General features: G+C 66.8%; 12 protein-coding genes. 8 read left to right on the top strand and 4 right to left on the bottom strand.

What is annotated here, in order from left to right; translation table 11 throughout:
* The first annotated feature begins 25 nt into the window (after positions 1-25).
* Positions 26-814, top strand: coding sequence for an alpha/beta hydrolase (locus tag ACOGI5_RS14095; RefSeq protein ID WP_419865495.1), 789 nt, complete (start codon positions 26-28; stop codon positions 812-814).
* A gap of 52 nt (positions 815-866) precedes the next feature.
* Positions 867-1310, top strand: a complete 444-nt coding sequence (locus ACOGI5_RS14090; protein ID WP_419865041.1) for a Fur family transcriptional regulator — start codon at positions 867-869, stop codon at positions 1308-1310.
* Positions 1311-1639: 329 nt separating this feature from the next.
* On the opposite strand, the gene ACOGI5_RS14085 is transcribed toward ACOGI5_RS14090, so the two are convergent.
* Genes ACOGI5_RS14085 through ACOGI5_RS14075 form a run of 3 tightly spaced genes read right to left on the bottom strand, consistent with a single transcriptional unit; the run spans position 1640 to position 4431 of the window.
* Positions 1640-2419 (bottom strand): ABC transporter ATP-binding protein, encoded by a 780-nt coding sequence (locus tag ACOGI5_RS14085; protein WP_419865040.1) that lies wholly within the window; start codon positions 2417-2419, stop codon positions 1640-1642.
* A gap of 7 nt (positions 2420-2426) precedes the next feature.
* Positions 2427-3428: an ABC transporter substrate-binding protein gene (locus ACOGI5_RS14080; protein ID WP_419865039.1), complete on the bottom strand. Its 1002-nt coding sequence runs from the start codon at positions 3426-3428 to the stop codon at positions 2427-2429.
* A gap of 31 nt (positions 3429-3459) precedes the next feature.
* Complete coding sequence (locus tag ACOGI5_RS14075; RefSeq protein WP_419865038.1) at positions 3460-4431, bottom strand: FecCD family ABC transporter permease; 972 nt, start codon at positions 4429-4431, stop codon at positions 3460-3462.
* Positions 4432-4656: 225 nt separating this feature from the next.
* On the opposite strand from ACOGI5_RS14075, the gene mog reads away from it, so the two are divergent.
* The 6 genes from mog (at position 4657) to udp (ending at position 10259) form a co-directional block, all read left to right on the top strand.
* Entirely contained in the window at positions 4657-5256 is a 600-nt protein-coding gene (gene mog / locus ACOGI5_RS14070; protein WP_419865037.1) for a molybdopterin adenylyltransferase, read from the top strand.
* Between the two features lie 80 nt (positions 5257-5336).
* The gene (locus ACOGI5_RS14065) at positions 5337-6467 is read left to right on the top strand and encodes an ABC transporter substrate-binding protein (protein WP_419865036.1); all 1131 of its coding nucleotides are present in this window, start codon (positions 5337-5339) and stop codon (positions 6465-6467) included.
* Between the two features lie 82 nt (positions 6468-6549).
* Positions 6550-7548 (top strand): FecCD family ABC transporter permease, encoded by a 999-nt coding sequence (locus tag ACOGI5_RS14060; RefSeq protein WP_419865035.1) that lies wholly within the window; start codon positions 6550-6552, stop codon positions 7546-7548.
* Complete coding sequence (locus ACOGI5_RS14055; protein ID WP_419865034.1) at positions 7545-8630, top strand: FecCD family ABC transporter permease; 1086 nt, start codon at positions 7545-7547, stop codon at positions 8628-8630. The genes ACOGI5_RS14060 and ACOGI5_RS14055 overlap by 4 nt, the downstream gene beginning before the upstream one ends.
* Positions 8627-9460 (top strand): ABC transporter ATP-binding protein, encoded by an 834-nt coding sequence (locus ACOGI5_RS14050; protein ID WP_419865033.1) that lies wholly within the window; start codon positions 8627-8629, stop codon positions 9458-9460. Before ACOGI5_RS14055 ends, ACOGI5_RS14050 begins: the two co-directional genes overlap by 4 nt.
* Before the next feature lie 31 nt (positions 9461-9491).
* The gene (gene udp / locus ACOGI5_RS14045; protein WP_419865032.1) at positions 9492-10259 is read left to right on the top strand and encodes a uridine phosphorylase; all 768 of its coding nucleotides are present in this window, start codon (positions 9492-9494) and stop codon (positions 10257-10259) included.
* On the opposite strand, the gene ACOGI5_RS14040 is transcribed toward udp, so the two are convergent.
* Positions 10253-11047, bottom strand: a complete 795-nt coding sequence (locus ACOGI5_RS14040; RefSeq protein ID WP_419865031.1) for a 2-keto-4-pentenoate hydratase — start codon at positions 11045-11047, stop codon at positions 10253-10255. The genes udp and ACOGI5_RS14040 overlap by 7 nt on opposite strands.
* Between the last annotated feature and the right edge of the window lie 5 nt (positions 11048-11052).

Genomic DNA, 11052 nt, shown 5'->3' with positions numbered 1-11052 from the left:
GGGTGCTAGAACCGCGCCCGTGCCGATGTTCGCTGGGTCAGAGGGATCGATTCACTACGAGCGATGGGTGCCCGAAGGCCCCGCGCGCCGCATCGCGGTGGTGGTGCACGGCTACGCCGAGTACGCGGCACGCTATGGCCACCTGGCCGAGCGGCTGATGGCCGATGGCGCGGTGGTTTACGGCGAGGACCATATGGGGCACGGTCGCAGCGACGGCGAGCGGGCGCTCATCACCGACTTCGAGCACGTGGTCGACGACCTGCGGACGCTCGTCGACATCGCGCAGGCCGAGCATCCTGGGCTGCCGGTGGTGATGATCGGGCACTCGATGGGCGGGCTGCTCACATCGAGGTTTGCCCAGGAGTACCCCGACGATGTCGCCGGCATCGTCCTGCTCGGCGCGGTGATCGGCGACTGGAACTGGGCCCGGGAAGTTCTGGCGCAGCCAGAGCTGCCTCCCGCCACGACCGACTTCTCGGGCATGTCCCGCGACACCGCCGCAGTCGAGGCCTACGCCAGCGATCCGCTCATCTACCGGGGCCGGTACAAGCGGCCCTTGCTTGAAGCCGAGGTCGTCGCCCTGGACCGATTCCAGGCCCAGGTCAGCACTCTCACCATGGGGGTGCTGTTCTGCCACGGCACTGATGACCCCTTCGTCGACTACCGCACGTCGCTGGAGGCGGTGCAGTCGATGCCCAGCGAGGACAAAACCATCCGCCTCTACGAAGGCGCTCGCCATGAACTGGTGAATGAGACGAACCGAGACGAGGTGATCGATGAAATCGCCGCATTCGTTGGCCGGATCACCGCATAGAGACGGCGTAGTGCCTTCAAGCCGGCGCAACCGGCCTCGGTAGAATGTGCTGATGGGCGAGCGACTCGCCGAGACTCACGAATTGGTGTCGGCCCGCCTGAATGACGCTGGGCAGCTCTACACCAAGGGTCGGCGAGAACTCGTGGAGCTTCTCGTGCGCGCCGCTCGACCGGCGACTATCCCCGAGATGCTCGAGCTCCGGCCTCGCCTTACTCAGAGCTCGCTGTACCGCAACATGGCCGACCTCGAAAGCGTGGGCATCGTCCGGCGTGTTGTCGGGATCGATGACCCGACTCGTTACGAGTTCTCCGAGGACATCATCGGCCGTCATCACCACACCATCTGCACCGTGTGCGGCATGGTTGACGACTTCTTCATGCCCGCTGCGGACGAACGCAGCCTCGAGACATCACTCGGCAAGGCGCTGGACACCAGCGGGTTCCAGCCGAGCACCCACCGGCTCGACGTCTTCGGAATCTGCCCCGACTGCACTTGACTTGCGGATGAAGACCTTCGACTGAAGGACCGGAGGCGGCGGTTGCGAGGCGCCGTCGACAAGCCACTTGCACAGTGCATCAGTGAGCAGGGCGTCGTTGATGCCACCGAGCCACACCGATGACCCGTCGCCGCGGCGGACAACCACGACGTTGGAGTAGGCGCACTCGTCCACGCAGTCCACCACGCGAGTTCGAGCGACGGCCGAGACAGCGGCGGTCTGCCGATCGTGGTCGGTCTCGGGGTGCTTCCGCTCGGTGCCGCAGCAGCAACCGCGGCAGATCTGGACACGTATGGAGGCAGGGGAAGCCCAGCCGTTCGGCGCGGTGTTCATCGCTTGCTGCCGATCACAGCATGCGGGCCGAACGCGAGGTAGGAGTGCTGCCCGTCCGCAAGTCGTCGCACCTCGATGCCGTAGACGGGTTCGAGCACCTCGCTTCGCAGGACATCCTCGGGACGGCCCTGATGCACGACCCTGCCGTGATCGAGGAGGGCGAGGTGATCGCAGTAGCGGCTGGCGAGGTTGAGGTCGTGGAGCACCACGATGGTGTCGTTCTGGAGCTGCCGTACCAGCGTGAGCACCTCGTGCTGGTAGCGGACATCGAGATGGTTGGTGGGTTCGTCGAGCAGGATCACCGGGCTCTGCTGCGCGATGCACCGGGCGATCATCACCCGCTGGCGCTCCCCGCCCGACAGCTCGTGGAGCTTTCGCTCGGCGAAGCCCGACATGTCCACCAGCTCCAGTCCTTCGAGAGCGATTTTGCGATCGTCGTCGGTGAAGCCCTGATGGTCGCCGCGATGAACGTGGCGGCCGAGCAGCACGAATTCGCCGACCGTGATGTCGATGCCGTCGGCAGCGGCGTCTTGGGTCACGACTGCGATGGCGCGTGCGACTGCGCGTTGCGGCAGCGACTCGATCGCCTTGTCGTCGATGAGAATGGCGCCTCGGTGTGGGCGGAGCATCCCGTACAGGCACCGCAGCAACGATGACTTGCCGCTGCCGTTGGGCCCGATGAGGCCGACCACCTGTCCGGGACGCGTACTGAGCTGCGCCCCGGACAGGACATCGTTCGCGCCGAGACGCAGGTCGATGCCGGTGGCCGCAATCATGGAGTCGTCACTCGGTGATCTGGTCGCTGAGCACTGACAGGCCCTCGACTACGAGCGGCGTCGGAGGTTCGGCCCAGTTGAACAGCAGCGGGTAGACCGCACCGTCCGCCACAGCGGTGATGCTGCTGGCGCCCCGCAGCTCGGTGACGAGCGCGCTGATCTCGTCGGGAGTGAGCCCGAAGTCGTCATAGAGCAGGATCAAGATCTCGGGGTCGCGGCCGATGACCTCTTCGATCGAGACCTCGGGCACTCGCTCGCTGAGCTCGGCGAAGACATTGGTCATGCCGAGCGCCTCCATCAGCGGGTGCACCATGCCGAGCGAGGAGTAGGCGTAGATGGCGCTGCCGTCGGACGTGACGTAGAGCGCGGCAGCGGTCTTCCCTTCGGCGACCGGCGCATCTGCCGCCGCGGCCACCGCAGCCTCCAACGCAGCGGCGTTCGCGTTGGCCACCTCGGTCGTGCCGAAGAGCTGCCCGTACAGGCGGACCTCGTCCAGGATGCTCTCGAACGATGGAAGCGGCGGATTGTCACAGAACGGAGGCATCACATAGAGCTGGATGCCGACATCGCCCAGCGTGTCGTGGGTGAGCGTGGCGGTGTCGTAACCGATGACGATGTCGGGGTCGTGAGCAATGATCTCCTCGACCGAAATCTCGACCCCGCCGGTCGAAGTGGCCTCGGCCACCAATGCTGGGATGGCTTCGAGGACGTCCAGCTCCTCGGCGGTGTAGTACTCCTCGGGGAAGTCCTCGATGCGGGCGATCACTCGGTCCATGGCACCTGCGGCGAACAGCAGCGACGGCGCAGCGGCCTCCATCAACATCACCCGCTCGGGCGCGGCGTCGAGGGTGAACTCCCTGTCGCAGTTGGTGAAGGTCAGCGGGAAGCTGTCGCCCTGGGCGGCTGCGGTGGGGGAGTCATCGCCTCCTCCACACGCTGATGCCACAAGGGCAACGACGAGCACCAATGCGACCGTTCGAAGCCTGAATGCCGACAGGTTCGTGTTCATGAAATTCCCTTTCTGGCGAGCACAGTTGCGCTCAGTTGTTGTGATTGAGCTTGCGGACGAGCGCGACGAGCACCGGCGCGCCGAGCACGCCGGTGACCACGCCGATGGGCAGCTCGCGGGGCTGCAACGCCAGGCGAGCAACAACGTCGGCCCAGACGAGCATGAGGGCACCGAGCGCCGCGGATGCGGGGATCAGGTGGCGGTGGATCGGGCCGATGATCCGCCGCGCGATATGCGGTGCTGCGAGGCCGACGAAGCCGATGCCGCCCGACAGCGACACCGCGAAACCGACGCACAGCGCGACCACGACCACAAGCAGCAGCCGGGTGCGCCCAGGGTCGACCCCGCTCGCCATCGCCGTCTCGTCACCGAGTGCCAGCAGATCGAGTCGCCGGCGCCACCAGAACACCAGGACCATGCCGGTGCCCATGCCGAGGTAGCCGATGGGCAGCGTCGACCAGTCGGCATTCGCCAGCGACCCGAGCAGCCAGAACATCACTGCCCGAGCACCTTCGGCACTTTCGGCGAAGAGGATCATCAGGCTGGTCATGGCGCTCAGCAGGTAGCTGACGGCGACTCCTGCCACGAGCATCCGTGACGGGGTGATCTGCCCTGTGGAGCGGGCGAGCGCCAAAACGAGCGCAAGTGCGCCGAGAGCGCCGAAGAACGCCATCAGCGACACCGATTGGGTGCCCAGCCAGGCGCCGACACCGAACAGGATCGCCGCGGCGGCACCAGTGGATGCCCCCGAGCTCACGCCGAGGATGTACGGCTCTGCGAGCGGATTGCGGACCAGGGCCTGGAGCGTCACGCCCACGACCCCGAGCGTCGAACCCACGATCGCGCCGAGCAGCACTCGGGGCAGGCGCACTTCCCAGATGATCGCGTCGTCAGTTCTCGCCCAGCTCTCTGCATCGAGCAGGCCGAGCGTGTGGTGGGCGATGATCCGCAGGACCGTCGTGGGTGCCACACCGACCGGACCGAGCCCGATGGCGATGACCACCGACGCGAGCGTTATCAGCGCAAGGCCGACAAGGGCGGACCGGCGACTCGGGTCCCACGCGGCGCGAGACGGAGTCTGGGTACGTTCGCCGGCTTCCACAAGCAGCACGGCGGCAATATAACAGGAATGAGTCTCATTCCTATCTCACTCGGAAATGGTCTCGTCCTCGGTTCGGCCGTCCTTTGGGAATGGCACTCATTCCCAACCGAGCGGTACCGTTTCGGCGTGACCAGCACCTCCGATGGAACGCAGAACCTCTCGACGCACGCGCTGATCGGCATCGTGACGGTTTCGGACAGGGCCAGTCGCGGCGACTACGAAGACCGGGGAGGACCGGCGATTCGTGCTTATCTCGAGCGGGTGCTGGCCTCGGAATGGTCTGCGCAAGCTGCGCTCGTTCCCGACGAGCGGGACCAGGTGGCCCAAGCGATCCGGGAGCTGGCCGCAGCAGGGTGCTGTCTCATCCTCACCACTGGCGGCACGGGCCCGGCACTACGCGACGTCACCCCGGAGGCGACCGAGGCAGCCTGCTCCAAGATGTTGCACGGCTTCGGGGAAGCGATGCGCACCGCATCGCTGAAGGCAGTGCCGACTGCGATCCTGTCGCGTCAGACTGCCGGCATCTGCGACGGCGCCCTCGTGATCAACCTCCCGGGACAGCCCAAGGCAATTGCGGAGTGTCTCGATGCGGTCTTCGCTGCAGTGCCGTACTGCATCGATCTCATCGAAGGCCCCTATCTCGTGACCGATGCCGAGCACGTCGACGCGTTCCGGCCCGCCTCGGCCATTCGAACAGCCGCGGAGACCACGGCGGACGTCCAGTAACGAGTTCGACGCGGAAGCAGACAAGAACAGTTCCTATTCCGATAGCGTGCGATCGCATCTTGACGAAGGAGATCGGTCGCATGGCGCATCGAGCATCACCCCGTTTCCGTCACATGAGGCTGGCCCAAGGTGTCGGTCTTGTCGCCGTACTCGTACTGGCCGCTTGCGGAGGCGACGCCGACACCGAGACCGACGGGGCGACAGCAACCACGATCGCGGCGCCTGCGGCTACTGCCGCTGCGCCCGCGACCACAGCGGCCGCTGTGGTCACCGAGGCCGAGGCGACAGCAACCACCGCGGCTGCGCCCGAAACGACCAGTACAACAGCGGCACCCACGCTGACGGTCACCGACGGCAGCGGGCGAGAGATCACGCTCGACCAGCGGGCTGAGCGGATCGTGTGCCTCGAGGACAACTGCACCGACCTGACGTCCGACCTCGGGATCGTGCCCGTCGCCCACCACCGAGGTGGCACTTGGGGCACCGCCGCCGCCTACTACGGCGCCGCTGCCGCCGACATTCCGATCATCGGAGATCGCACCTCCGTCGAGGAGATAGCCGCATTCGAGCCCGATCTCATCATCGCCCGCGTCGGCCAGGAAGAGGTGCGTGACGCCGTGGAGATAGTCGCCCCGGTGTACCTGGTCGACATCGGCAACATCCAGACGCTCAAGGAGGGATGGACGGACGTCGGTCTCCTGACTGGCAGGCAGGCCGAAGCAGAAGAGGCCATCCATCGGTTCGAGCACAACATCGAGCACTTCGCCGACGAACTCCCCGCAGGTGCCGCCGACACGCGAGTCGCCGTCGGATTCGGCGACACCAACTGGATGATCTGGGATTCCTCGTCGTTCTGCGAGTTCCTCCATGACCAGGGTGCCGGCACGTGCGTCTTCCCGGCACAGCCCGAGTCCGAGTACGGCTCCCCTGACAGCGAGTTCGCATGGGAGTTCATCGTGGAGGCCGACCCCGAGGTCTGGGTGATGATCACCTGGGAGGGCAGCGCCCGCGCCGACTCGGTCACCGAGGCGGCATGGCTCGAGACCACCGCCCACCGCGAGGGCCGGATCTGCAACGAGGACTCCGCCGGATCCTTCGGCCATGGGCTGCTCATGCTCCAGTGGGCATACCAGTGCTACTTGAACGCCGGTTGGCCGAGCATCTACGACCATCCTGGCGACTTGGACGTGTGGCTTCCGGAGGACCACTAGCGACCCGGGCCCCGCGGGTCTGCGCGGGCCCCTCATGACTTGAGAGGGCACGCCGCTGTACCGGAGCCGACGCTGGAAGAAGGTGATCACCGCGGTGATCGTCCTCACCTGCGTGTCCGCGGGCGTGGTGCTCTGTTCCCTGGCCTGGGGAACGCCCACGCTCTCGGTGGCCACGGTCGCAGACGTCCTGCTGGGCTCTGCGGGTGTCGAGGACAGCCACCGCTTCATCGTGCGCGATCTGCGCCTTCCCCGTGTGATCGGCGGGGCACTGGCCGGGGCAATGCTGGGCGTCTCCGGTGCCGTCATGCAGGGCACGCTTCGCAACCCGCTGGCCGGTCCTGAATTGATCGGGGTGTCCGCTGGCGCCTCGCTGGCCGTGGCCACGATCGTGGCATTCCGGATTCCGTTCCCCGGGATCGCGCTGCCCATGGCGGCCTTGGTCGCCGGCCTCATCACCGGCGCGCTCATCCTCACGCTCGTCAGTCTCAAGGCCAACCCGATGCACATGCTGCTGGTGGGTGCGGCACTCACCGCCCTGATCAATGCGCTGGTGATCGCGGTGATCACGCTGGCGCCCAACTTCGGCGGGGTCTCGATCATCTACCGATTCCTGGTGGGCAGCCTCTCCAATGTCCAATGGGACGAGATACGTCTTGCGGCACCGTGGTGCCTTGCCTTGCCGCCGGTGCTGCTGCTGGCCGGGCGTCCTCTGAACCTCCTGCAGCTCGGAGACGAAACTGCCGAAGGCCTCGGCCTCGGCGTCAGGCGTACCAGGGCGATGCTGTTCGCCGCATCAGTCATCCTGGTGGCGCCGGTCGTCGCCATCGCCGGCCCGATCGGCTTCATCGCCCTCGTGTCGCCGCACCTCGTGCGTCGCCTGTTGCGAACCTCCGACGCCCGCGTGGTCATGCCGGTCGCTGCGGTCACCGGAGCCGTGCTGGTGCTGGCAGCCGACACGGCCGCTCGACTCGCGCTGCATCCTCACGAGGTGGCGGTGGGACTGTGGACCGCCCTGTTCGGCGCGCCAGCGCTGCTGGTGCTCATGCAGCAGGGCATCTTCCGTCCGAGACCGTCGTCATGACCACCGCCCAGGTCCGGTGCGCCCCGACGACGGAGGCGACACCTCACGCCAGTCGTCATCGCTGGACGGTTGCTGGGCTGGCCCTCGTCCTCGCAGTGCTCATGCTGCTGTATGTGATGTTGGGGCCAGTGTCGTTTGCCCCCGGCTCGGTCGTGCGGGCTCTCGTCGGTCGACCCGACGAAACGCTGCATCGCATCGCCGTCTGGGATGTGCGCCTGCCGAGAGTCCTGATGGCGGCGCTGTCCGGGGCAATGCTGGCGTCATCGGGTGCATTCCTGCAGTCGGTGCTCCGCAACCCGCTGGCGGCGCCGGCCACGGTCGGCGTCACGCCAGGGGCTGTTCTGGGAGCTGTCGGGGTGCTGGTGCTGACCTCCGGCTCCGAGGGCACCCTCAGCCACCTCAATGTCCTCGCTCCGCTGGGGGCTGTCGCGGGGGGCCTGTGCGCCGGGGGCGTGGTGTACGGGCTCAGCTACCGGCGAGCGGGCGCCGACCCTCTGCGGCTCATTCTGACCGGGGTGATCGTGGCAGCGTTCTTGTCGGCCATCACCTCGTTTGCGGTGTTGACCTCTGGCAGCCACACCGATGCGATCATCCGGTGGCTGGTGGGCTCGCTCAGCACCAGAACCTGGGAGCACTTGGTCTTTCAATTGCCGGTGGCTGCCGTGGCCGTGCCGCTGGCGGCGGCTGTCATCCCGGCAGCCAACGCGCTGCAGTTGGGAGACGCCGCCGCAGTGAATCTGGGACTGCGTCCTGAGCTCGCCCGCGCGGGCGTCCTTGCGGTTGCGGTCGTGCTGGCTTCCGGCGCCGTCTCGGTGGTCGGGGGCATCGCCTTCCTCGGCATGATGGGGCCCCATCTGGCTCGGACACTGGTCGGCTCGGATCTGCGTCGACTGGTGATTGCTGCGGCACTGGTCGGCGCGATCATTTTGGTGGCCGCTGATCTCTTGGCTCGGACGTTCTCGCTCGACTGGCTTCCGCTGCTGGACATTGCGACTGCGGCGGGGAGTCGGGTGCCGGTTGGCGCATTCACTGCCTTGGTGGGTGCGCCGTTCTTCATCTATCTCATGAAGGCGCGCTCGTGACCGACAATGAACAGCCCATCGGGCATCCGACGCTCGCGGCGGCGCACGTATCGGCTGGATACCGCGATCACGTGGTATCGCGGGGCCTCGATCTGAGCATCGAGCAGGGAAGCCGCACGGCGCTGGTGGGCCCCAACGGATCGGGCAAGAGCACCATGCTCAAGACCTTGGCCCGGCTCATCAAGCCGCTGTCGGGCTCGGTCTGTCTCGACGGCCGCGACATTGCGAGCCTCCCCTCACGGGAAGTCGCCCGCCGCATGGCTGTCCTTCCCCAGCTTCACGAAGTGCCACCCGATCTCACGGTGCGAGCACTGGTATCGCAGGGCCGTTTTCCCCACGTCGGTCCGCTCAGGATGCTCCGTCGCCAGGATGACGAAGCCGTCCAGTGGGCCATCCGACTCACCCGCCTCGAACACCTTGCGGACCGCTCCGTGGACACCCTCTCCGGTGGGGAGCATCAGCGGGCGTGGATCGCGCTGGCCCTCGCCCAGCAAACCGACCTGCTGCTCCTCGACGAGCCGACAACGTTTCTCGACGTCGGGCATCAGCTCGAGGTGCTCGAGCTGATCTGTCATCTCAACAGAGAGCATGGGGTCACCGTCGTGATGGTGCTGCACGATCTCAACCATGCCGCCCGGTTCGCAGATCGGCTGATTGCCGTTTCGGGCGGCACGGTGATCGCCGACGGATCGCCCGTCGAGGTGGTGACGCCGGGATTGCTGCGGGAGTGCTTCGGGATCGAGGCTTCGGTACTGCCAGATCCTCGAACCGGAGCACCGATGTGCATACCGCATGCCACGATCACATCTGCGAACGACGAGCGTGGGTAAGTCGCCCCCTTCGGAGAAATAGGGTCGGGTGATGAGCGACGGGAGCGTGATGCACCTCGGCGTGAGTGCCGCCGATCTGGGCGGGGCCACGCTGGCGATCGTGCCGGGGGATCCGGCCCGGGTGGCGAGGATCGCCGAGACGATGGCTGAGCCGGCCCACTTGGCCTCGGTCCGGGAGTTCACGACGTATCGGGCGTCGATCGACGGAGAGCCGGTAGTGGTGTGCTCGACCGGTGTCGGCGGGCCGTCGACATCGGTTGCTGTGGAGGAGCTGGGCCAGCTCGGCGTGCGGACGTTCCTGCGGGTCGGCACCACCGGATCGATCCAGCCTGATCTGCTGGTCGGCCACCTGGTCATCACCCAGGCAGCGGTTCGCCTCGACGGGGCGAGCCGGCACTTCGCGCCCCTGGAGTACCCGGCCGCCTCGTCGTTCGAGTGCACGCGGGCGCTGGTAGATGCCGCGGTCGCCCTCGACGCCCCCCATCAGGTCGGCATCACGGCGTCGTGCGACACCTTCTATCCCGGCCAGGAGCGCTACGACACGGTGGCCGGCGACGTCGTGCCGTGGCTGCGGGGCAGCCTGGCCGAGTGGCGTCGCATCGGGGTGCTCAACTACGAGATGGAGTCGGCCACGCTGTTCACCATGTGCGCGGCCAACGGCTGGCGGGCCGGGTGCGTTGCCGGGGTGATCGCCCAGCGCACTACCTCAGAGGCCATCGTCGACGAGACCCGCATCGCTGCCACCGAGGAGCAGGCGGTCGCCGTGGTCGTCGAAGCTGCCCGCCGCCTGAATCAGTGACAGCTCAGGCTGACCTCGCCGAGGCCTTCGATCGTGAACACCAGCTCGTCGCCCGCTGATGGGAACTGGGTGACGATGCTGCTGCCGGTCATCACGAACTGGCCAGCGCGCAGGCTCTGGCCCCGGGAGTTGAGGTTGTTGGCCAGAAAAGCCACGGCCTCGAGCGGATGACCGAGCGCATCTCCCGTACGGCCTTCACCCGCCGGCTCGCCGTTGAGCGTCAGGCGGGTGGCTCCGTCGATCAGGTCGACCGAGCGCCATTCGGTGACAGCATCAGCGAGGACGACTGCGGCGTTCCAGGCGTTCTCAGCGACCAGATCGAACACGTTCAGACTGCTGTAGTCGGCGTTGCGGTCCTCGACCAGCTCGAACGAGGCGTGGCAGGCACCGACCGCGTCCGCAACGCTCTCGCGGGTATGGGGGCCCGCATCAGCGGTGAGATCGGCTCCCATTCGCACCGCGACCTCGAACTCGACACCTAGGTGACGGTGATCGTTGAGCCGCACAGCGGCGGGCGAGGAGAGCACCACGTGGTCGAACACCGCGCCGGCCAGCGGCTCATCGACGCCGACGAACTCCTGCATCGCCCGAGAAGTGAGGGCAACCTTGTATCCGGCGATCTTGTGGCCCCGCTCGCCCAGCAGCCGGTGCAAGGCGTCCTGGACCGCGTAGGCCGCGTCGAGCGACTGGTCGGTGGCGCGGTCGGCGAGTGAACGATGCTGTGCCCGAGCGTCGTGTTCGGCGAGGTATCGGCTTGCCAGTTCGTTCGCCTCTGTGTGTTCCAGCATCGTGA

It is taken from the genome of Candidatus Poriferisodalis sp. (assembly GCF_965208925.1).
Classification (GTDB): Bacteria; Actinomycetota; Acidimicrobiia; order Acidimicrobiales; family Poriferisodalaceae; genus Poriferisodalis.
This window is presented reverse-complemented; position numbering and strand designations above follow the sequence as displayed.